This is a genomic window from Streptomyces sp. AC512_CC834 (genome assembly GCF_019049325.1).
GTDB lineage: Bacteria > Actinomycetota > Actinomycetes > Streptomycetales > Streptomycetaceae > Streptomyces.
In genome coordinates, this window is record NZ_JAGMUO010000117.1 from 14575 (window position 1) to 35402 (window position 20828).

Genomic DNA, 20828 nt, shown 5'->3' on the forward strand with positions numbered 1-20828 from the left:
ACGTGCCGCCGAAGAAGGACGCCGGGCCGCCGAAGAAGAGGAAGCACGCCTCGCCGAAGAACGCGCGGCCGCGGAGAGAGCACGCCTCGCCGCCGAACGCGCCACCGCCGAAGAGGCACGCATCGCCGCCCTCGTGGCCCGCTTCCCTCCGTCGGGACGCACCCGACGCGGCTCAGACTCCGGCACCCGGCCCGACCCCGCAGGCCTCACTCGACGCGGCTCCGAAACCGGCACCCAGGGCATGGAAGTCGACCCCGGCTTCCAAGAACACGTCGACACGGCCAGGGACGAAGCACGCACCGCCGCCGAAGAACGCGAGGCCGAAGAGGCACGCCGCGCCGCCGCCGAGGCCAGGTCGGAGGCCAGGAGTGAGCGCCTGAAGGCAGTCGCCGAGAACGCGGACCAGGGGAAGAGGGTCCTCGACCCCGCGGACGCCTTGGGCAAGGGTTTCCAGGCCCCCACCGCCGCCGGCCTCGGCCAGGAGGCCACCGCCGCAGCGTCCTCCGCCCCGAAGAACGACACGGCCGCCGCCGCGGACGCCTCCGCCCTGAAGCACGACGCCTCCGCCGCGGGGGTCTCCGGCGCATCGCTGAGCGCCGGCACGGAGCTCCTCTCCTTCGGGGCCAGCGTCGCGGATTCGTTCAGGAATCTGAGGACAGCCCTGCGGAAGGGGAGCGGAGCCGGCTACCACAACGCACATAAGAAGGGCAAGACCAAGGCGACCGACGCGGGCGTCAGTGTCGCCAGTACGGGTGCCAACGCCGGCGCCATCGCCAAGGACGCGGTCAAGCTCCAGGGCGTGGCAAGCACCGCGGCCTCCGCCGAAGCGAGCGGTGTTCTCAGCGCCGTCGCAGGTCTGGCGAAGAGCATCCGGGCCGTCGGCAAGGTCGGGGGAGCGTCCCGCAAGCACAGGAACCTGAAGAGGCTCGGAGATGCCAACGTCACCCACGCCGAACTGCTGGGCCGACTGGAGGCCGAGGCGAACACCGCGGAGCGGAACGCCAAAACCGCGTACGAGGCCGTCACGGCGCTCGCGGCGGACAACGCCGGTCGCCCACTGGAGGAGTGGAGGCCCGCGCTCGACGCCACCGCGGCCGACTACGAGGCGGCGGCGCAGCTCGAGACCCAGGCCAAAATCGCCCACCTCAGGGTCGTGCGAGACCTGGAAACTCTGACCGGCACCACGAAGCTCGCGAAGAAGAAGCAAGTCTCCAAGATCGCCAAGGAGGCGGGGGGCGGCGTCGTGGGCGAGGGCCTCAAGGGCGCGGGCGGCATCGCCACCGTGGCCATCGTCGCCACGGGAGCTCTGGCGTCCAACCCGGCCGGTTGGATCATCGCCGGGGTGGGGGCGGGCCTCGTCGTCACCGTCGCCGGTTACAAGGGAGGCCGGGCGGCCACCAAGCGTTTCCAGGAGGCCCACCACCCCGAGCGTTACACGCCGGAGGGCGAGGAAACGCCGGTGGCCCAGCCCACCTGGGAATCGCTGAAGCACGCCATGAAGGTCTGGAAGAAGGTGTCGAGGCACGAGCGCCAACTGGCGGCGCACAAGATCTACAACATGGCCTCGAGCCCCGACACGGCGCCCGAACTGCGCCGCTCCGCCCTGGACCTGCTGGTAGCGATCAAGTGCGGCCCCGAGAAGCACAAGATGGAACAGGGGCCGTGGGAGGCGAGCCTCATGGACCCGGCGGGCAAGAACGATTGGATCAAGGAGATCACGGACCAGCTCAGCTCCGGATCGTGAGGGAGCGGGTTGGAGCGGGTTGGAGCGGGGCGAGACGGGGCGGGGTGCCTGCGATGACAGCCCCGCTCCCGGCCCGCAGCACCTGCCGCCCGTAGCACCGCCCCCGGAGCACCGCCGCCGCAGCACCGGCCGGTCGAATCGGTCGGTCGGATCAGCCGGCGGACGGCTGCTCGCGCAGCGTCTCCCCCAGCGCCTCCCGCAGGCCGATCGGCTCCCGGCCCAGCAGCTCGGCCAGGGTCGAGTCGACCATGGAGAACTCGCCCGCGCGGGCGGCGGCGAAGATGCCCAGGAGATGGTCGGCCGACTCCGCGGGGACGCCGTTGCCCACCAGTTGGTCCCGGAACGGGGCGTCGGGTGCGGTGGTGCGGGTGAAGGTGCGGCCGGTCACCTCGGTGGCGATGCCCGCGATGTCGTCGAAGGTGAGCGCCCGGGAGCCGGTGAGCGGCGGGGTGGGGCCCTCGAAGCAGCCCTCGTCGGCCAGGATGGCGGCCGTCGCCTCGGCGAGGTCGGCGTGGGCGGTCCAGGCGACCGGTCCGTCGGCGGGGAGCACGATCTGGCCGGACTCCACCGCGCGTTCGAGGAAGAGCGCGGCGCTGGCGGCGTAGAAGCCGTTGCGCAGCGAGGTGTACGGCACGCCGCTCTCGCGCAGTATCTCCTCGGTGGCGGCGTGGTCGCGGCAGGACTGGAAGTGTGACGCCTCACCGGCTCCCATCTGGCTGGTGTAGAGGATGCGGCGGGCGCCCGCCGTGACGGCCGCCTCGATCGCGGCCCGGTGCTGCTTGACGCACTCCTCGCCCATCTTGTCCACGGACACGACGAGGACCTGCGAGGCGCCCTCGAAGGCGTGGGCGAGGCTCGCGGCGTCCGTGAAGCTGCCCCGCCGTACCCGCACGCCCTGGTCGGCGAAGGCCCGCGCCTGCGGCTTCTCCGGATCGCGGACGCTGACGCCGATCTGGTCCGCCGGCACCCGGTTGAGCAGGTGCTCGACGATCTGACGGCCCAGCTTGCCGGTGGCTCCAGTCACGATGATCATGATTCGCTCCAGTGTTCACAGAGGTTTGTTTCCAGCGGAATCACTTCCACGGTAACACCGATAATTACGATGGGAACACTGACGCGATATCGTTGATTCATGCCATCTCGTTCCGACCAGACCCGGCAGCGGGTCATCGAGGCCGCCATCGGCCTGCTGACGCGCGGGGGGCGCGACGCGGTCACCACGCGCGCGGTCGCCGAGGCGGCGGGGCTGCAGCCGCCGGCCATCTACCGGCTGTTCGGCGACAAGGACGGGCTGCTGGACGCGGTGGCCGAGCACGGCTTCGCGACCTTCCTCGCCGGCAAGCGCGTCGACCCCGACCCGCCGGACCCCATCGCGGACCTGCGGGCCGGCTGGGACGTCGCGGTCGAGTTCGGTCTGGCCAATCCCGCGCTGTACACGCTGATGTACACCGAGCCCACCAGAACGGGGTCGGCCGCCTTCAGGACCGGCATGGAGGTCCTCATGGGCCGGATCCGGCGCCTCGCCGCCGGTGGCTGGCTGCGCGTGGACGAGGAGCTGGCGGCCCAGATCATTCACGCCACGGCACGCGGCGCGGTGCTCACCTGGCTGTCCCTGCCCGCGGACCGGCGCGACCCGGCCCTGTTCACCACCCTGCGGGAGTCCATGGTCGCCGCCGTCACCCGCGAACGTCCGGCCGTACGGGACGCGGGCCCGGCGGGCGCCGCCCGCGCCCTGCGCGCCGCCCTCCCCGACCAGACGGCGCTCAGCGACGCGGAGCAGCGGCTGCTGAGCGAGTGGCTGAGGCGCCTCGCCGACGACGGCTGATCCTCTACCAAAGTTCCGCGGGCGGGGCCAACGCCCTTTTCAGCCACAGGTGTTCGACTGCCATCCGGGCATTTTTCGCGTCAAACCTCCGGTGGCTCCGGCTTGCAGTCACGAGGCTGACACGAGGTGTGAGCACAAGCGGTAGGGTCCCTTCCCGTACGTCGAACGCCGGTCGTGGATACGGGTGTTCGAGGCGGCTCGGGTGCGCGGTCCTGGTCCGTTTCGAGTCCGCGTCGTCGTCGCCCCCTCTGCTCGTACCGGCCCTCGCGTGTTCCCTGGAGATCCATGTCGTGCGCTCTCGCCGCCGCCGGGTCGTTCCGGCCTGTTGAGGCTCGCGGGCATCACCGCCGCCGGCCCCCGGCGCCCTCCGCCTCACCCCTTGCTCGGCCCCTCCGCGCCTCGGCCTCCCTCCCCCACACCGACGGCTTCCGATCCGTGAGGACCTGATGACTGAACTGATACTGACCGCCACCGCGGCGCTGGCGGTGGCCGCGGTCGGGGCCGCGTGGCATTTCCGGCGCAAGGGCGGGCAGGCCCGGCGCCGGGCCGAGCTGCTGCGCGAGCACGCCGACCGGCTCACCCTGCAACTCGTCGCGGCCGAGCAGTGCGTGCAGCACCTCACGACCACCGTGATCCCGGCGGCGGCAGCAGCGAAGGACGGGCGGGGGGCTGCGGGCCCCGAGGGCGGGCTGCTGGTGCCGGCGCAGCTCGAGGGGACCCCGCTCGCCGAGCGGCTGCGGGCCGTCCCCGGGTCGGTCGCCGCCGCGGTGGAGGACGTACGGGCCCAGGAGCGGACGGCCGCCGGGCAGGCCGCGGCCCGGACCGCCGACCACGTACGGCAGGACACCGAGCTGCGGATCGCACAGGTACGGCACGAGTCCGTCGGCGTGGCCCGGGCCGCCGTGCGCGGCTTCGCCAACAACGTCGTGGCGCGGTCGGCGAGGCTGGGCCGGGCCGTCAGCCACGGCGTACGGCGGCACATCTCGGACGAGGCGTACGCGACGCTGGTGGAGATCGACCACCTCGCGCAGCAGATGCTGCTCACGGCGTCGGGGTACTCCGTACTCGCCGGGGACAAGCTGTCCCGGCGCTGGCCCGCCACCACGCTGACCGACATCGTGCGCGCCGCCATGGGCCGCATCGAGGGGTACGAGCGGATCAAGCACCCCGAGATGGGATCCGTCGTGGTCGAGGGCCGCGCGGTGGAGGCGATCGTGCACGCGCTCGCCGTACTCCTGGACAACGCGCTGCGCTACTCGCCGCCCGCCGCCAGTGTCCACGTCTCGCTCGAACAGGGGCACCACGCCTGCTTCCTGATCGTGGACGACGCGGGACTGCGCATGGACGACGAGCGGCTGCTGTGGGCCAGTGACGTGATGTCCGGCGAGCAGCGCGACGACATCACCCGGCTGGGCGCCCACCCCCAGACCGGGCTGCGCGTGGCGTCCCTGCTGGCGGAGAGCTACGGCTTCCGCGTCGAGCTGACCGCGCCGAACATCTACCAGGGAACCCGGGCCATGGTCGTCCTGCCGAAGAACCTGCTCGCCGACCCGGCGACGACCCATCCGGCCACCACACCCGCCGCCGTGCCGGGCGCCATACGTGCCGCCCCGGCCGCCGCCGTGCCAGCGGCCGTGCCCGGCGCCCAGCCCGGCGCCGTGCCTACCGCCGTACCCGCGGCCGTACCCGGCGCCGTACCTGCCGCCGTGCCCGGCGCCGTGACCGCCCAGCCCGCCGCCGTGCCCGGCGCCAAACCTGCCGCCCAGCCCGGCCCCGTGACCGCCCAACCCGCGGCCGAGCCCACCGCCACACCCGCCGCCGCGACGGGCGCCCCGACCGGCCGCGGCCTCGCACCGTCGACCCCGGCCGCCACACCCACCGCCGTACCTGCCGCCCAGCCCGACGCCACACCCGCCCCCGCATCCGCCGCCGCGACCGGCGTCGCCCCGGTCGGCGCCGACTTCGCGCCGTCGGCCCTGGTCGCCGAACCCGCGCCGCCGGCCCCCGACGCGGAGCCCGCGGTGGCTCTCGCCGCGGAGCCACCGCGACCGGATTCGGGGTCGGAATCCGTACCGGAGCACGGGCCCAGAGAGCACGGGCCCAGAGAGCACAGGTCCGGGGAGCGCTGGCCCAGGGAGCACGGGCCCGAGGGCGGATCGCCCGCCCCGCATCCCGCTGGCGAACCGACCCCCGCTCCGGAACCGGCCGCCGCGCCCGCGACCACCACCGCCAGCGGTCTGACCGTCCGGCGGCGTTCCACCGCGCCCGCCCCGGCGCGGCGGCCCGCCGCATCGGACGACACCGAGCCCGGCCGGCCCACCGTCGCCGCGGCCTGGGCGGCGGGGACCCGCCTCGGTCGGCAGGGGGAGGCCGGACCCGCCGACACCGGCGCCGACGCCACGCACACCGCCGGCCGCGACGCCGCTCACGACGAAGGACACTGATCGTGCAAGACACACACACCAACAGCCTGGGCTGGCTGCTCGACCAGGAACTCGGCACCGTCGAAGGCGTCCGCTACGCCGTACTGATGAGCAGCGACGGCCTGTTGAAGGCCCGGACCGTGACGATCGGCCAGGACGACGGGGAGAAGTTCGCCGCGCTGACGGCGGCGCTGCGGGCGGCGGGCAAGGCCTGGGACGAGTTCACCGGCGGTGCGGGCATGCGCCAGTTGCTGATCGAGTCGGTCGGCTGCATCGGCCTGACGACCACCGCCGCGAAGAACACCATGCTGTCGGTGTGCACCACGGGCCCGGACGCCGACGTCGGGCTGATCTCCCACCACATGGTGCGCCTCGCCACCCGGGTCGGACACGAGCTGACCACGGAGGAGCGCGTCCCGGTCGCGGAAGGCGGCTCACCGGTATGAGCGGGCCGCGGCGTGACCCCGACATGGTCAGGCCCTACGTCCGCACCCAGGGCCGGATCCGCGCACGCGAGGACGTTCGCCTGGAGAGCGTGGTCATCGCCGCGACCGGTCCCACGGACACCCTCGGCCCGGACGCCCGCCGGGTGATGCGGCTGTTCGCGGGCGCGGACGGCGGCCTGGCCGTCGCCGACATCGCCGCCGCGCTGGAACTGCCGCCCTCCACGGTCCGCATCCTCGTCTCCTCGCTGATGGACTCCGGCCACCTCTCGAGCCCGGTCCCCGCGGCCGACGACGAACCCGACTTCGACCTGTTGCAGGAGGTACTCCGTGGGCTCCGCTCCATGGTCTGACCCGCCCGTCGCCTACGTCCCGGCCACGGTGACGCGGTCGGCCAAGATCGTGGTCGCGGGGGGCTTCGGCGTCGGCAAGACGACATTCATCGGCAGCGTCTCGGAGGTGCGGCCGCTGCGGATGGAGGAACCGATCACGCAGGCCAGCGCCGGTGTGGACGACCTGCGCGGCACCCCGCACAAGACGACGACCACCGTGGCGATGGACTTCGGCCGCATCCACCTGGCCGACGGGCGGCTCGCGCTGTACCTGTTCGGGCTGCCGGGGCAGTCCCGTTTCCAGCCGCTGTGGGAGGACCTGGCCCAGGGCGCCCTCGGCTGTCTCGTGCTGGCCGACACCCGCGACCTCGACGCCTCCCACGACGCCCTCGGTCTGCTGGACGGCGCGGGCATCCCGTACGCCGTCGCCATCAACACCTTCCCCGGCGCCCCGGGTTACCCCGAGCCCGAACTGCGCGAGGCGCTGGCCCTCGAACCCGCCACGCCCCTGACGGTGTGCGACGCCCGCGACCGCACGTCCTCCCTGCACGCCCTGATCACGCTCACGGAGTACCTCTCCGCACACCGTTCAGCCGCCCTCCTGGAGTCCCGCCGATGACGTTGCCCTCCACCGAGCCCGCGCCGACCACCCCACCGGGCCGGATCGCCCTGTACGCCCCGGAGTTCGCCGACGACCCGCACGCCGCCTACCGGCGCATGCGGCGCACCCACGGCCCGCTCGTCCCCGTCGACCTGGCGCCCGGGGTCCCCGCGACGCTGGTGATCGGCTACTACCAGGCCCGCCGCATCCTCAACGACCCGCTGCACTTCCCGGCCGACCCCCGCGCCTGGGAGAAGCTGATCCCGGCGACCTGCCCGGTGCGGCCGATGATGGAGTGGCGGCCCAACGCGCTGCGTTCGGGCGGCGCCGAACACGCCCGCTACCGGGCCGCGAACACCCAGGCCATCGACCACGTCGACCAGCACGGGCTGCGGGCCCTGGTCGAGAAGGTCGCCGACGGTGCCATCGACGGGTTCCGCGGCGTCGGCTCGGCGGACCTGCTCACGCAGTACTCGTTCCCCATCGCCTTCAGCGTGCTGAGCGCGCTGCTCGGCTGCCCGGACGAGATCGGGCAGCGCATCGCCGACGGCATGGCGAAGATCTTCGACACCACCAACGCCGACCAGGGCAACCAGATCCTCGCCCAGGCCGTGTCCGACCTCGTGACCCTGCGCCGGCTCCACCCCGGCGACGACATCACGTCCCGCCTGACCCTCCACCCCGCCGAACTGAGCGACGAGGAGATGGGCCATCAGCTCGTCACGCTCTACGGCGCCGGGATCGAGCCCCTGACCAACCTGATCAGCAACACGATCCTGAAGATCCTCACCGACGACGAGTTCTCCGCGGACCTGCACGCCGGTCTGTCCACGGTGCGCGACGCCCTCGACGCCGTCCTCTACACCGACCCGCCGATGGCGAACTACTGCATCTCCTATCCCCCGTACCCCATCGACGTGGAGGGGGTGCTGCTGCCCGCCGACCAGCCGGTCGTGATCTCCATGGCGGCCGCGAACAACGACCCGGCCCTCACCGAGGGCATTCCCGCGGGCCACCACGCCGGCAACCGCGCCCATCTGGCCTGGAGCATCGGCCCGCACACCTGCCCCGCCCGCTCGCACGCCTACCTCATCGCGGAGACCGCGGTCACCCACCTCCTGGACGCGCTGCCCCGGACCGACCTCGCCCGGCCGCTCGCCGAACTGACCTGGCGCCCCGGCCCGTTCCACCGCGCCCTGGAATCCCTGCCCGTCACCTTCCCCGCCGTACACCACGCCGCACACTAAGGAGCCAGGCCATGGCGACCCAGCAGCCCGTCCTCGTCCTCGACCCCACCGGCGCCGGTCACCACGCCGAGCACCGTGCCCTGCGGGAGGGCGGCCCGGCGACACGCGTGGACGTCCTCGGGGTGGAGGCCTGGTCGATCACCGATCCCGCCCTCCTCAAACAGTTGCTCACCAGCCCCGACGTCTCCAAGGACGCCCGGGCGCACTGGCCCGCCTTCGGCGAGGTGGTCGGCACCTGGCCGCTCGCCCTGTGGGTGGCGGTGGAGAACATGTTCACCGCGTACGGACCCAATCACCGCAAGCTGCGCCGGCTGGTGGCACCCGCCTTCAGCGCCCGTCGCATCGCCGCGATGCGCCCTGCCGTCGAGGAGATGGTGACCGGGCTCGTCGACCGCCTCGCGGACCTCCCCGCCGGTGAGCCGGTCGACCTGCGGCAGGAGCTGGCCTACCCGCTGCCCATCGCGGTGATCGGTCACCTCATGGGCGTGCCCGAGGACCGGCGGGAGGGCTTCCGCGCCCTCGTCGACGGAGTCTTCGACACCACCCTGGACCAGAGCGAGGCACAGGCCAACACCGCCCGCCTGTACGGGGTTCTGGACGAGCTGATCGCCGCGAAGGGCGCCACCCCGGGCGACGACATGACGTCCCTGCTCATCGCCGCGCGGGACGACGAGGAGGACGGCGCCCGCCTCTCCCCCGCGGAGCTGCGCGACACCCTGCTGCTGATGATCAGCGCCGGTTACGAGACCACCGTCAACGTCATCGACCAGGCCGCGCACACCCTGCTGACCCGCCCCGACCAGCTCGCACTGGTCCGCAAGGGCGAGGTCACCTGGGCGGACGTGGTCGAGGAGACGCTGCGCCACGAACCGGCGGTCAAGCACCTGCCCCTGCGGTACGCGGTCACCGACGTCGCCCTGCCGGACGGGCGGACCATCGCCCGCGGGGAGGCGATCCTCGCCTCGTACGCCGCCGCCAACCGCCACCCGGACTGGCACGAGGACGCCGACACGTTCGACGCGACACGCACGGTCAAGGAGCACCTGGCCTTCGGTCACGGCGTCCACTTCTGCCTGGGCGCGCCGCTGGCCCGCATGGAGGTGACCCTCGCCCTGGAGAGCCTCTTCGGCCGCTTCCCCGACATACGCCTCGCCGACCCCGCGGAGGAACTGCCGCCCGTGCCCTCCCTGATCAGCAACGGCCACCAGCGGCTCCCGGTCCTGCTGCACGCCGACTGAACGGCGGGCAGCGGGACACCGGGGGCCGATGGGCCAACGGGCCAGCAGGCTGGCGGGCCGGGCTTCAGCCGAACATTCCCGGCTCGTAGTCGCCCGCCGGCTGCTGCGTGATGACGTTCATACGGTTGTACGTGTTGATGATGGCGATCAGCCCGACCAGGGCGGTGAGCTGCTCCTCGTCGTAGTGCTCGGCGGCGTTCGCCCAGGCCTCGTCGGTGACACCGCCGCCGGCGTCGGCGATGCGGGTGCCCTGCTCGGTCAGTTCCAGGGCGGCGCGCTCGGCGTCGGTGAAGACCTTGGCCTCCCGCCAGGCGGCGATCAGGTTCATGCGCAGCGAGGTCTCTCCCGCCTTCGCCGCGTCCTTGGTGTGCATGTCGAGGCAGAAGCCGCAGCCGTTGATCTGGCTGGCACGGATCTTGACCAGCTCCTGGGTCGCGGCGGGCAGAGTGGATTCGCCCACGGTCTTGCCCGCGGAGTTGATGTGCCGCAGGAGCTTGCCCGCGAGCGGGTTGGCGAACAGGTTGAGGCGCGCTTCCATGATGAGTTCCTCCGTCATTGGTCATTGGTGATTGGTCGCTGGCTGTCGGCCTACACAGCTACGACGGACCGACGGGGGTGGGATGTGACAGGCCGGGCAAGGGCGCGTCTGTGACCTGCGTCTCACCCGTTTGGAGTAGTGCGTTCCATCAGCCGGCCCAGTGCCGCCGTCACGGCGTCCGGGCGTTCGTCCATCACCCAGTGGCCCGCGTCGTCCAGCATCGTCAGTTCGGCGCGGGGCACGGCCCCGGCCAGCTCGGTCGCGATCGCGGGGCTCAGGTACGGGTCCGCGCGGCCCCAGACGACCGCCGTCGGGCAGGAGATGCCGGCGAGGCCCCGGCGCAGCTCGGGGCGGGGCGGGGTGCGGTAGTCGCCGAAGTAGTGGAGCAGCCAGCGGCGGCCCTGTGGGGTGTCCATCCAGCCGACGTAGCCCTCCAGGACGTCGACGTCCAGGTGTCCGGCGCGCACGAGCGGCGCGAAGGAACGGCGGTGGATGGCGGCGTAGGGCAGGCGCATCGCCGGGCGGCGGAGTACGGGGCTGCGTCCGGCGAGGCCGACCAGGCTGAACGCGGCGTACCAGCGGCGGGTGAACGTGGCCTGCGCGCGGCTGTTGAGGATCGCCAGCCGGCGCACCCGCCCGGGGTGGGTCTCGGCGAAGCCGAGGGCGAGGAAGCCGCCGTAGTCGTGGCCGACCAGGTTCACCGAGTCCAGCCCGAGCGCGTCCAGCAGCCGGCCGAGCCGGGCGACCTCCGTGTCGTAGTCGAAGGACAGGTGCAGCGGTCGGTCGGACGCGCCCCAGCCGAGGATGTCCGGGGCGACGACGCGGTGCCGGACCGACAGAGGTGGGATCTGGTGGCGCCAGCAGCGGTGGTCGGCCGGGTAGCCGTGCAGGAGCAGCACGGGCTCGGCGTGGGGCGGCCCCGACTCCCAGCAGGCCACGCGGGCGCCGTCCACCCGGACCGACCGGGCGCGGGACCGGTCCGGCCGGTCGGTGCCGGGACTCTGCGTACTCATCGGCTTGCTGCTCCCTCGTTTCCCTCGTTCACGTTCCACCTGTCCACCTGACCACCGTCCCCGCTCCTCAACTGGGCGGATACCCCGAGGTGTCGCGCTCAGGGCACGATGTTCGGCCAATCGGGCGGCGCTCACCCCGGCGCGAGCGCCGTGCCCGGTGAGGATTAGCCTCGGTTCCAGAAGTCGGTGCGGCAGCAGGAGCAGGAGGCAGCATGGCGAAGGTTCCCAGCTCGGTGGTGGCCGCGGGCGGTCTCGTCGGCGGGTACGGCGTGGCCCGCTGGACGAAGAAGCGGCAGCTCGGCGGGGTCGTGCTCGCCGTGGCCGGGGCGGCTGCCGCGCAGCAGTGGCGGGAGCGGGCGGGCGGCCGGGCCGCGGGCGCGCTGAGCGCCGCGTACGTCGCCGGGTTCGCCGGGTCCCACCCGCTGGCCAAGAAGGTGGGCGCCTGGCCCGCCGTGTTCGGTGTCGCCGGTGCGGTGGCGCTGGCCTCGTGGGCGGTCGCCGACCGGCGGGCCTGAGCACCGCGCGGCCGACGCCGGTCAGGACATGTGGGTCAGGACGTTGATCACGCGGCCGTTCGGATCCCGTACGAAGAAGCGCCGTACGCCCCACTCCTCGTCCTGCGGCTCCCGTACGATCTCGGCGCCCGACGCGACCACCTGGTCGTACACCGCGTCCACGTCCTCGACCTCCACGCTCAGGTCGGGGACGACGGGCGCGGTGCGTTCCTCGGTGAAGAGGCTGATCTGGGCGGTGGGGTTGGACGGGGAGGCCAGGGTCGTCACCCAGCCCATGTCCATGACCTCCTCGAAGCCGAGCAGGCCGTAGAAGTCACGGCTCGTCTGCCACTGCTCCTCGGCCTCGACGTGGATGTTGGGGACGATCCTTCGGATGCTCATCGGGGGCTCCTCACCCATTCTCTCGGCTCCTCACCGCTCCGCCACCGTCGACAGCGGTTCCGCGATGTCCTCCAGCGAACGGCGTTCCGCCTTGACCGCGAGGAACGCCGCCACCAGCCCGGCCGCGCACATCAGTCCCGCGCCGATCTGGAAGGCCAGGACAGTGTCGCCGACCACGCCGGACTCCGTCAGGTTCGCGAAGAGCAGCGGGCCGCTGATACCGCCGGCGGCGGTACCGAGAGCGTAGAAGAAGGCGATGGCCATCGCGCGGGTCTCCATGGGGAAGATCTCGGAGACGGTCAGGTACGCGCTGGAGGCGCCCGCCGAGGCGAAGAACAGCACCACGCACCAGCAGGCCGTCATCGTGCTGGCCGTCAGCGAGCCGCGGTCGAAGAGCCAGGCCGTGCCGAAGAGCAGGATGCCGGAGATCAGATAGGTGCTGGAGATCATGATCCGGCGGCCGACCGTGTCGAAGAGGTGGCCGAGGAGCAGCGGGCCGCAGAAGTTTCCGGCGGCGATGACGGCGAAGTAGTAGCCGGTGCTGCCGGTCGGCACGTCGAAGAACGTGATGAGGATGGTGCCGAAGCCGAAGGTGATGGCGTTGTAGAGGAAGGCCTGGCCGATGAAGAGGGAGAGGCCGAGGACCGCGCGGCGCGGGTAGCGGCGGAAGACGGTCTTGGCGATCAGGCCGAAGCCGATGCTCTTGCGCTGGTGGATGGTGATCTCACCGGCCGGTGGCGGCAGTTTCTCGCCCTTCTCCGCCTCGATCTCCCGTTCGACGGAGGAGACGAGTCTGTCGGCCTTCTCGCCCTGGCCGTGGATGAACTGCCACCGTGGGCTCTCCGGGACGTGCCGCCGCACCAGGAGCACCACCAGGCCCAGGAGCACACCCATGGCGAAGCTGAGCCGCCAGCCGAGGTCCTTGGCGAAGATGTCGGTGTCCAGCATCACGATGGACAGCAGCGCGCCGCCGATCGCGCCCAGCCAGTAGCTGCCGTTGATGATCAGGTCGACCCGGCCCCGGTAGTGGGACGGGATCAGCTCGTCGATCGCGGAGTTGATCGCCGCGTACTCGCCGCCGATGCCGAAGCCGGTGAGGAAGCGGAAGAGGAAGAACCACCAGGACTCGAAGGAGAGCGCGGTCAGCGCGGTCGCCGCCAGATAGACCACCAGTGTGATCATGAACAGCTTCCGGCGGCCGTGCCGGTCGGTCAGCCAGCCGAAGAACAGCGCCCCGGAGCACGCGCCCGCCACGTACAGGGCGGCGGCGAGGCCGGTGATCTGGGCCGAGCTGATGTCGAGGCCGCTGCCGTCCTCGGCGATGCGCCCGGCGACATTGCCGACGATCGTGACCTCGAGGCCGTCCAGGATCCAGACGGTGCCCAGGCCGATGACGATCATCCAGTGCCATCGCGACCAGGGCAGCCGGTCCAGACGGGCCGGGACGGCCGTGGTGACGGTACCGGTGGAGGCGGGCACCGAGCCCGACGACGACGCTTCCGCTGCCATGGCTCCCTCTCCGTCGGGCTCCGCCGAGCGAACGCCTCCCGTGTGCCCGGCACCGGGAGGAACACGCCACCGCGCCGGGAGGCCTGCGAGAGGCCCGGGGCCCGTCGGACGGGGGCTACGCCCCCAGCATGCGGGAGACCGTGTAGATCAGCAGCCCGGCCAGCGAACCGACCACCGTGCCGTTGATGCGGATGAACTGGAGGTCGCGGCCGATGTTCGCCTCGATCTTCTTCGTGGTGTGCTCCGCGTCCCAGCTCGCCACCGTGTCCGTGATCAGCGAGGTGATCTCCTTGCGGTAGGTGGTGACCACGTACACCGCGGCGCCCTCCACCCACCCGTCGACCTTGCCCTGCACCTTGGGGTCGGAGGCCATCCGGGCGCCCAGGGACAGCAGCGAGGCCCGGACCCGCAGGCGCAGTTCGCTGCGCTCGTCCTCCGCCGCCGAGACGATCATGGATCGTACGGCCGTCCAGGCGGACGCGATCAGATCCTGGACCTCACCGCGGCCCAGCACCTCGGTCTTCAGCCGCTCCACACGCGCGCGCGTGTCCGTGTCGGACTGGAGGTCGGAGGCGAAGTCGGTGAGGAACCGGTCGAGGGCGCCGCGCGCGGGGTGGGCGGGCATGTCGCGCATCTCGGTGACGAAGCGCAGCAGCTCCTTGTAGACGCGGTCGCCGATCCGCTTGTCGACGAACCGGGGCGTCCACCCGGGTGCCCCGCCCTGTACGGCGTCCATCACGGAGTCGCCGTGCAGGATCAGCCAGTCGTGGGCGCGGGAGACGATCAGGTCGACGGCGCGTCTGTGGCCGCCGTCGGCGACGACCCGGTCCAGCATCTTGCCGATGCCGGGGGCGATCTCCTGGGCGTCGGCACGGCGCGTGATCGCCTCGCCGACCACCGCCTGCACGTCGGAGTCCCGCAGCACGGTGAGGGCGCCGCGCAGGGCGGCGGACAGCTCGGCCGTCACCCGGTCGGCGTGTTCGGGCACGGCGAGCCAGGCGCCGAGCCGGCTGCCGATGCCGACGGCGCGCAGCCGCTGGCGTACGACGTCCTCGGAGAGGAAGTTCTCGCCGACGAACTCGCCGAGCGAGACACCGAGCTGGTCCTTCTTCTTGGGGATGATCGCGGTGTGCGGGATGGGAATGCCGAGCGGGTGCCGGAACAGGGCCGTGACCGCGAACCAGTCGGCGAGGGCGCCGACCATCCCGGCCTCCGCGGCGGCCGACACATAGCCCGCCCAGGCGCCCGCGCCGCGGTGGGAGGCCCACTCGGCCAGGACGTACACCACGGCCACGAACAGCAGCATGCCGGTGGCGGTGAGCTTCATACGGCGCACGCCGCGGCGCTTCTCCTCGTCGGCCGGGCTGAAGGAGGTCATCGCGCGGTCGCGGTACGCCCCCGCGGCGGGAGCACCGGTCCCCGCGCCCTCCGCGGCCCCTCCGGAACCGCCCGCCCCTCCGGAACCGCCGGCACCGCCGGGAAGTTCCGCCTTCGTGCGTTCCATCCGCTCCACCCGTTCGCTGATCCGTCCCGCACACATTGTCCCTTCCTGACCGACTCCTGGAACGGAACACAAGTTCCCGGCGTCTGTCCGGAAGGGGGAACGCCCGGGGCTCCTGCGGCCTTTCCCCGCCCCATGACGCATCATGGGTTCATCGGACCGGAGCCTCGGGGCTCCCCTCGCCCGAGGAGAACAACACAGCATGACCCGGGGTCGTGACGGAGGTGCGGGGGCGCCTCCCACCAAGCACCGTGCCCTGCTCGCGGCGATCGTCACCCTGATAGTGGCGATCTCCGCGGCCATATACGCCGGAGTGTCCGCGGACGGCGGCGGCAGGGACCGCACACCGCTCGCCGGCGGCCGTCTCCCGCGGGGTGACGTCGCCCCCGCCTCCACGGGCACCTGGGTCGGCGCCTGGGCCACCTCGCCCGCCGCCGCCGAGCCGGGCACCGAGACGACCGGCATGGCGGGCCGCTCCGTGCGCAACGTCGTGCACACGAGCATCGGCGGCACCAGCGCGCGGATCACCCTGTCCAACCTCTACGGGCAGTCCCCGCTGACCGTCACGCACGCCTCCATCGCCCTGGCCGCAGGACCCGACACCGCCGCCGCGATCGCCGACACCATGCGCCGGCTGACCTTCGGCGGCAGCGCGCGGGTGATCATCCCGGCGGGCGGACAGGTGATGAGCGACATCGCCCGCATCGCCGTCCCCTACGGTGCGGACGTCCTGGTCACCACGTACTCCCCCATCCCGTCCGGGCCGGTGACCTACCACCCGCAGGCCCGGCAGACCAGCTACCTCGCCGACGGCGACCGCACGGCGGGCGTCACCGGCGTCGCCTACACCACGCCGACGCCGTACTGGCGCTACCTGACCGCGCTGGACGTACTGAGCCACGAGGCCGACGGCACCGTCGTCGCGTTCGGCGACTCGATCACCGACGGCTTCGGGTCCGAGGTCGGCGCCAACCACCGCTGGCCCGACATCCTCGCCGGGCGGCTGCACGACGCGGCGGACGCCGGCGAGGACGCGCCCCACTACAGCGTCGTCAACGAGGGCATCAGCGGAAACCGCGTCCTGACCAGCAGGACGGGGCGGCCCGCCGACAACCCGAGCGCGCTCAGCAGGTTCGAGCGGGACGTACTGAGCCGCACCAACGTCAAGGTCGTCGTCATCGTCCTCGGCGTGAACGACATCCTGCACAGCCCCGAACTCGCCGACCGCGACGCCATCCTCACCGGCCTGCGCACCCTGGTCGACCAGGCGCACGCCCGGGGACTGAAGGCCGTCGGCGCGACGATCATGCCGTTCGGCGGCTACGGCGGCTACACGGAGGCCCGGGAGACGATGCGGCAGGAGATCAACGAGGAGATCCGCTCCGGCCGGGTCTTCGACGCGGTCGTCGACTTCGACAAGGCCCTGCGCGACGCCTACGACCCACGCCGGTTCCGCTCCGACTACGACAGCGGCGACCACCTGCACCCCAGCGACAAGGGATACGCGCGCATGGGCGAGATCCTCGACCTGGACACACTGAAGGGGGCCGCTCCGATCGCGGCGTAGGGGCCGGCGGGACTCAACGGGGCCCGGCGGAACCCGGCGGGACCGGCGAGAACGACCTCGCCCGGCTCAACCCTCGCCGCGCCTGCGGCGGTCCCGGTCCTCCCGGCGCAGTTCGCGCTACTCGCGGCGCTCGTCGCTGCGCCCATCGAGGCGCAGGGGCCGGCGGGACCCTGCGGGACCGGCGGAAGCCGACCTGGACCGGCAGGACCCGGCAGGACCCGGCTGGACCGGCGGGAACGACCTCGCCCCGCTCAGTCCTCGCCGCGCCTGCGGCGGTCCCGGTCCTCGCGGCGCAGTTCGCGCTGCTCACGGCGTTCGTCGCGCTGCTCGCGGCGTTGGTCATGGTGCTCGCGCAGCATGTCCCGGTGGCCCTCCAGCATCCTGTCGTGGGCCCCCTCCACGTCCTCCCGGAAGGAGGAGTGCAGCTCCCGCATCTCGGCCCTGCGGTCCAGCTTCTCCTGCCGGCGCTCCTCCTTCAGCCGCTGCCGCTCCGCCCGCGCCATCTTGCGCTCGACGCCGACGCCGCCCCAGAAGGCGAAGCCCGTCACGACCACGCGCGGGGCGCCCGGATCCCCTGGGACACCCTCCTCGCGGTGGTCGAAGCCGCCCATGATCCCGATGCCGCGCACTACGACCTCGATGCCCGGCGGCACGGTCACCTGCATCCCGCCCATGATCGCCACGCAGTTGATCACGACCTCGCGGTCCGAGAAGTCCGCCTCGCGCAGGTCGATCTCCCCGCCGCCCCAGAACGAGAAGGAGTTGAACCGCTTCGGCACCGTCCAGCGCCCCTTGCGCTGGAAGCCGGACATCACGGCGACCGCCCACGACGACGAGCCCTCACGGCCGGTGATCCGGCCCGCCCAGCCCTCACCGCGCCGCTCGGGCTCCTTGGTCATCGACACCCTGGGCATCTCGACCGCCGTACCGGCCGGCAGGTCCCTGGTGATCGGCGCCAGCTCGCCGTAGGTCCGCGCGCTGTACGTGGCGTCCAGCCGCTCCTCGAACTCGGTCATGTCCAGGCGCCCCTCCGCGAGGGCGTCCCGCAGGACCTCGGCGACTCGTTCACGGTCGGCGTCGGATGCGCGGAGTTCCGGGGCGTCGTCGGTCATGTACAGCAGCCTACGAGGTCACCGCGCCGGACACTACGCGCCCGCGCGTTCCGCGTACATCTTCGCGATCACCGACTCGATGTCCGGCTCCCGCACCGACAGGTCCACCAGCGGATACTCCGCCGCGATCCGCGCCACCAGCCCCGCCGCCGAAGCCGACGCCGGGAACGCCAGCCACTGCCGCGGCCCCTCCACCCGCACCACCCGCGCAGGCTCCGGCGCCTCGATCGGCGGCAACTCCCGCTCCAGGTCCACCACCAGAGTGCGTTCGCTCTCCCCCACCTCGTGCAGACCGGCCAGCGGACCGTCGTACATCAGCCGCCCGTGGTCGATCACCATCACCCGCGAGCACAACTGCTCGATGTCCTGGAGGTCGTGCGTGGTCAGCAGCACCGTCGTGCCGCGCTCGGCGTTCAAGTCCCGCAGGAACCCCCGCACCTTGGCCTTGGACACCACGTCCAGGCCGATCGTCGGCTCGTCCAGGTACAGCACCTCCGGGTCGTGCAGCAGCGCCGCCGCGATGTCCCCGCGCATCCGCTGCCCCAGCGACAACTGTCGCACCGGCACGTCCAGCAGCTCCTGGAGCTGGAGGAGTTCGACACAGCGGTCCAGGTTCACGCGGTAACGGGCGTCCGGGATGCGGTACATGCGGTGCATCAGCCGGTAGGAGTCGATCAGCGGCAGGTCCCACCACAGCGTCGTCCGCTGCCCGAAGACGACCCCCATACGCTGCGCCAGCCGGGTCCGCTCCCGGGACGGGTCGATCCCGGCCACCCGCAGCCGGCCGCCGCTCGGCGTCAGGATGCCGGTGAGCATCTTGATCGTCGTCGACTTCCCGGCACCGTTCGGCCCGATGTAGCCGACCATCTCGCCCCGCGCCACCGTGAACGACAGCCCGTCCACGGCCCGCACCTCACGCCGCTCCCGCTTCATGAAGCCGGTCTTCTTGCGCACGTCGAAGACCTTCTCGACGCCGGTCAGCTCGATGAAGGCCGCGCCCTGCGGCGCGGCGGTGTCCACCTCGGTCATCGCCGTCTGCTCCCTCACACCCTCAGCTCCCTCTGCTCCCTCTGCTCCCTCTGCTCCCGCACGCCCTCAGCTCCCTGTACTCCGGTACGAACGAAGCCCCGCCCGCCAGGCCAGCCCCGCCAGCGCACAGCAGGCCACCGCCACGAGCGGCGACGTGAAGGCCACCCACTCCGGCAGGTCCAGCGGGAAGGGCCGGTCCAGCACATAACCCGCCGGCAGCCAGTTGACGAAGGCCAGCGGCATCACGAAGGTCACCCCCCGCACCAGGTCCAGCGCGAACACCGTCGGCGGATACTGCAGCATCGTCGTCCCGCCGTAGGTGAACGCGTTCGACACCTCCGACGCGTCCTGCGCCACGAACTGGAACGCCGCCGCCGCCACGAACACGGCGCAGAAGATCCCGGCCCCGCCGAGCAGCATCACCGGCATCAGCAGCAGCTTCGCCGCCGTCCAGTCGATGTCCAGCAGCACCAGGGCGTAGACCAGCACCAGCACCCCCTGCGCCAGCCGGCCCAGCCGGCGCAGCGCGAACCGGTCCGCCGCCACCTGCGCCAGCACCGGCGCCGGGCGCACCAGCAGCGTGTCCAGCGTGCCGTCGCGCACCCGCCGGCCCAGCCGCTCCATCGAGCCGACCGCCAGATCGGCCAGCCCGAAGGAGACCCCGGCCGCCCCGTACAGGAACGCCACCTCGCCCAGCGACCAGCCACCCAGCGCGTCGACACGGGAGAACATCAGCAGGATCGCCACGAAGTCCAGCGCGGTCGCCGCGAAGTTCCCGAACGTCGTCAGCGCGAACGACGTCCGGTACGCCATCGTCGACCTGATCCACATCGTGGCGATCAGGCCGTACGCGCGCACCCCCTCCGCGACCCGCCCGCGCTCCCCGGCCACCCGCGCCGTCTCAGCCACCCTGGACCACCACCCGTCGCGTCGCCGCCGACTGCATCAGCCGCCCCACCGCCAGCAGCGCCGCCGCCCACCCGGCCTGGAAGACGAACGTCCCCAGCGCGTCGGTCTCACCGAGGAGCACGTCCGCCGGCGCCTGGAGCAGCGACGACCACGGCAGCATCCGGACCACCTCACCGAGCGCACCCGGGAACACGTTCAGCGGAAGCAGCATCCCCGAGCAGAAGAATCCCGCGAGCCACGCCATCTGCGTCACCCCCATGCCGTCCATCAGCCAGAACGCCGAGAGCGCCACCAGATACCGCAGCGCGAAACTGACCACCGCCGCCAGCACCACCGCCACCAGGAACGCCGCCCACACGGACACCTCCCGCGGCAGCGCCACCGGGAAGACCAGCGACCCGAACGCGAACGGCAGCACCCCGCGCCCCAGCAACTGGAACACCGCCCGCCCCACGTCCGCCGCCAGCCACCACATCTGAAGGTCCACCGGACGGTACAGATCGACGGCGACATCACCCGTACGGATGCGCTCCATCAACTCGTCCTCGAACCCGCCGCCCCCGATCGCCAGCGCCGCCAGCAGCGCCTGCCCCAGCCACACGAAGGTCACGGCCTGCGCCTGGTCGTACCCCCCGAGCTGCGGTTTCTCGTCCCACAGGGCCAGATAGGTGTATACCAGGATCAATCCGAAGACCGTGTTGGTGAACACCCCGGCCGCGGTGGCCGCCCGATACGTCGCGTACCGTCGAAATCCACCCGCCGCGACGGCCACGTACAGCCGCCCGGAGCCCACAGGGGCCACATCCACAGCCCTCCCCCTCCGATCGGCACCAAAGCGCAGGAGCCTAGTCCGACCGCGACGGCCGGTGCCACGGAATTTCACGGGTGTGCCGTCGAGTGG

General features: G+C 72.2%; 20 protein-coding genes. 10 read left to right on the top strand and 10 right to left on the bottom strand.

The window, feature by feature from the left end; translation table 11 throughout:
* Positions 1-1744, top strand: a 1744-nt coding sequence (locus tag KUM40_RS36165; RefSeq protein ID WP_217170557.1) for a hypothetical protein, incomplete at its 5' end; no start/stop codon positions are given.
* A gap of 151 nt (positions 1745-1895) precedes the next feature.
* On the opposite strand, the gene KUM40_RS36170 is transcribed toward KUM40_RS36165, so the two are convergent.
* Entirely contained in the window at positions 1896-2777 is an 882-nt protein-coding gene (locus tag KUM40_RS36170) for an SDR family oxidoreductase (protein WP_217170558.1), read from the bottom strand.
* 99 nt (positions 2778-2876) lie between these two features.
* Between KUM40_RS36170 and KUM40_RS36175 the strand changes: the two genes are divergently transcribed.
* From KUM40_RS36175 to KUM40_RS36205, 7 genes are all read left to right on the top strand, one after another.
* Complete coding sequence (locus KUM40_RS36175) at positions 2877-3569, top strand: TetR/AcrR family transcriptional regulator (protein ID WP_217170559.1); 693 nt, start codon at positions 2877-2879, stop codon at positions 3567-3569.
* Positions 3570-4015: 446 nt separating this feature from the next.
* On the top strand, positions 4016-6013 hold the full coding sequence (locus KUM40_RS36180) for a sensor histidine kinase (RefSeq protein WP_254396210.1): 1998 nt from the start codon (positions 4016-4018) through the stop codon (positions 6011-6013).
* Between the two features lie 2 nt (positions 6014-6015).
* On the top strand, positions 6016-6438 hold the full coding sequence (locus KUM40_RS36185; RefSeq protein WP_217170560.1) for a roadblock/LC7 domain-containing protein: 423 nt from the start codon (positions 6016-6018) through the stop codon (positions 6436-6438).
* Positions 6435-6788 (top strand): DUF742 domain-containing protein, encoded by a 354-nt coding sequence (locus KUM40_RS36190; RefSeq protein WP_217170561.1) that lies wholly within the window; start codon positions 6435-6437, stop codon positions 6786-6788. The genes KUM40_RS36185 and KUM40_RS36190 overlap by 4 nt, the downstream gene beginning before the upstream one ends.
* The gene (locus KUM40_RS36195) at positions 6766-7386 is read left to right on the top strand and encodes an ATP/GTP-binding protein (RefSeq protein ID WP_217170562.1); all 621 of its coding nucleotides are present in this window, start codon (positions 6766-6768) and stop codon (positions 7384-7386) included. The genes KUM40_RS36190 and KUM40_RS36195 overlap by 23 nt, the downstream gene beginning before the upstream one ends.
* Positions 7383-8615, top strand: coding sequence for a cytochrome P450 (locus KUM40_RS36200; protein ID WP_217170563.1), 1233 nt, complete (start codon positions 7383-7385; stop codon positions 8613-8615). Before KUM40_RS36195 ends, KUM40_RS36200 begins: the two co-directional genes overlap by 4 nt.
* 11 nt (positions 8616-8626) lie before the next feature.
* Entirely contained in the window at positions 8627-9853 is a 1227-nt protein-coding gene (locus tag KUM40_RS36205) for a cytochrome P450 (protein ID WP_217170564.1), read from the top strand.
* A 64-nt stretch (positions 9854-9917) separates the two neighbouring features.
* On the opposite strand, the gene KUM40_RS36210 is transcribed toward KUM40_RS36205, so the two are convergent.
* Positions 9918-10391 carry a carboxymuconolactone decarboxylase family protein gene (locus KUM40_RS36210; protein WP_217170653.1) on the bottom strand — a complete coding sequence of 158 codons (474 nt, stop codon included), beginning with the start codon at positions 10389-10391 and terminating at the stop codon, positions 9918-9920.
* 122 nt (positions 10392-10513) lie between these two features.
* The gene (locus tag KUM40_RS36215) at positions 10514-11404 is read right to left on the bottom strand and encodes an alpha/beta fold hydrolase (RefSeq protein ID WP_217170565.1); all 891 of its coding nucleotides are present in this window, start codon (positions 11402-11404) and stop codon (positions 10514-10516) included.
* Between the two features lie 212 nt (positions 11405-11616).
* Here KUM40_RS36215 and KUM40_RS36220 point away from each other — a divergent pair, with 212 nt between their 5' ends.
* Positions 11617-11919: a hypothetical protein gene (locus tag KUM40_RS36220; protein ID WP_217170566.1), complete on the top strand. Its 303-nt coding sequence runs from the start codon at positions 11617-11619 to the stop codon at positions 11917-11919.
* Between the two features lie 21 nt (positions 11920-11940).
* On the opposite strand, the gene KUM40_RS36225 is transcribed toward KUM40_RS36220, so the two are convergent.
* The 3 genes from KUM40_RS36225 to KUM40_RS36235 all read right to left on the bottom strand — a co-directional run bounded on the left by KUM40_RS36225 (position 11941) and on the right by KUM40_RS36235 (position 15313).
* Positions 11941-12300: a VOC family protein gene (locus KUM40_RS36225; RefSeq protein ID WP_217170567.1), complete on the bottom strand. Its 360-nt coding sequence runs from the start codon at positions 12298-12300 to the stop codon at positions 11941-11943.
* 30 nt (positions 12301-12330) lie between these two features.
* Positions 12331-13809: an MFS transporter gene (locus tag KUM40_RS36230; protein WP_217170568.1), complete on the bottom strand. Its 1479-nt coding sequence runs from the start codon at positions 13807-13809 to the stop codon at positions 12331-12333.
* 115 nt (positions 13810-13924) lie between these two features.
* Positions 13925-15313, bottom strand: coding sequence for a DUF445 domain-containing protein (locus KUM40_RS36235; RefSeq protein ID WP_254396211.1), 1389 nt, complete (start codon positions 15311-15313; stop codon positions 13925-13927).
* 199 nt (positions 15314-15512) lie between these two features.
* On the opposite strand from KUM40_RS36235, the gene KUM40_RS36240 reads away from it, so the two are divergent.
* A complete protein-coding gene (locus tag KUM40_RS36240) occupies positions 15513-16877 on the top strand; it encodes an SGNH/GDSL hydrolase family protein (protein ID WP_217170570.1) in 1365 nt (454 codons plus the stop codon).
* 251 nt (positions 16878-17128) lie between these two features.
* Here the strand turns inward: KUM40_RS36240 and KUM40_RS36245 are convergent, their stop codons facing one another.
* From KUM40_RS36245 to KUM40_RS36260, 4 genes are all read right to left on the bottom strand, one after another.
* Entirely contained in the window at positions 17129-17989 is an 861-nt protein-coding gene (locus KUM40_RS36245) for a DUF1707 domain-containing protein (protein WP_217170571.1), read from the bottom strand.
* Positions 17990-18022: 33 nt separating this feature from the next.
* Entirely contained in the window at positions 18023-19018 is a 996-nt protein-coding gene (locus tag KUM40_RS36250) for an ATP-binding cassette domain-containing protein (RefSeq protein ID WP_217170654.1), read from the bottom strand.
* 66 nt (positions 19019-19084) lie between these two features.
* The gene (locus KUM40_RS36255) at positions 19085-19927 is read right to left on the bottom strand and encodes an ABC transporter permease (RefSeq protein WP_308401314.1); all 843 of its coding nucleotides are present in this window, start codon (positions 19925-19927) and stop codon (positions 19085-19087) included.
* Positions 19920-20720: an ABC-2 family transporter protein gene (locus KUM40_RS36260; protein ID WP_217170655.1), complete on the bottom strand. Its 801-nt coding sequence runs from the start codon at positions 20718-20720 to the stop codon at positions 19920-19922. The genes KUM40_RS36255 and KUM40_RS36260 overlap by 8 nt, the downstream gene beginning before the upstream one ends.
* Positions 20721-20828 lie beyond the last annotated feature (108 nt).

Excerpts from the sequence above, each read along its gene's own strand:
- KUM40_RS36220 (WP_217170566.1), top strand. The coding sequence starts at position 11,617 with ATGGCGAAGGTTCCCAGCTCGGTGGTGGCCGCGGGCGGTCTCGTCGGC.
- KUM40_RS36225 (WP_217170567.1), bottom strand. The coding sequence starts at position 12,300 with ATGAGCATCCGAAGGATCGTCCCCAACATCCACGTCGAGGCCGAGGAG.
- KUM40_RS36205 (WP_217170564.1), top strand. The coding sequence starts at position 8,627 with ATGGCGACCCAGCAGCCCGTCCTCGTCCTCGACCCCACCGGCGCCGGT.
- KUM40_RS36190 (WP_217170561.1), top strand. The coding sequence starts at position 6,435 with ATGAGCGGGCCGCGGCGTGACCCCGACATGGTCAGGCCCTACGTCCGC.
- KUM40_RS36215 (WP_217170565.1), bottom strand. The coding sequence starts at position 11,404 with ATGAGTACGCAGAGTCCCGGCACCGACCGGCCGGACCGGTCCCGCGCC.
- KUM40_RS36180 (WP_254396210.1), top strand. The coding sequence starts at position 4,016 with ATGACTGAACTGATACTGACCGCCACCGCGGCGCTGGCGGTGGCCGCG.
- KUM40_RS36230 (WP_217170568.1), bottom strand. The coding sequence starts at position 13,809 with ATGGCAGCGGAAGCGTCGTCGTCGGGCTCGGTGCCCGCCTCCACCGGT.
- KUM40_RS36240 (WP_217170570.1), top strand. The coding sequence starts at position 15,513 with ATGACCCGGGGTCGTGACGGAGGTGCGGGGGCGCCTCCCACCAAGCAC.
- KUM40_RS36235 (WP_254396211.1), bottom strand. The coding sequence starts at position 15,313 with ATGGAACGCACGAAGGCGGAACTTCCCGGCGGTGCCGGCGGTTCCGGA.
- KUM40_RS36245 (WP_217170571.1), bottom strand. The coding sequence starts at position 17,989 with ATGACCGACGACGCCCCGGAACTCCGCGCATCCGACGCCGACCGTGAA.
- KUM40_RS36210 (WP_217170653.1), bottom strand. The coding sequence starts at position 10,391 with ATGGAAGCGCGCCTCAACCTGTTCGCCAACCCGCTCGCGGGCAAGCTC.
- KUM40_RS36175 (WP_217170559.1), top strand. The coding sequence starts at position 2,877 with ATGCCATCTCGTTCCGACCAGACCCGGCAGCGGGTCATCGAGGCCGCC.
- KUM40_RS36170 (WP_217170558.1), bottom strand. The coding sequence starts at position 2,777 with ATGATCATCGTGACTGGAGCCACCGGCAAGCTGGGCCGTCAGATCGTC.
- KUM40_RS36250 (WP_217170654.1), bottom strand. The coding sequence starts at position 19,018 with ATGACCGAGGTGGACACCGCCGCGCCGCAGGGCGCGGCCTTCATCGAG.
- KUM40_RS36200 (WP_217170563.1), top strand. The coding sequence starts at position 7,383 with ATGACGTTGCCCTCCACCGAGCCCGCGCCGACCACCCCACCGGGCCGG.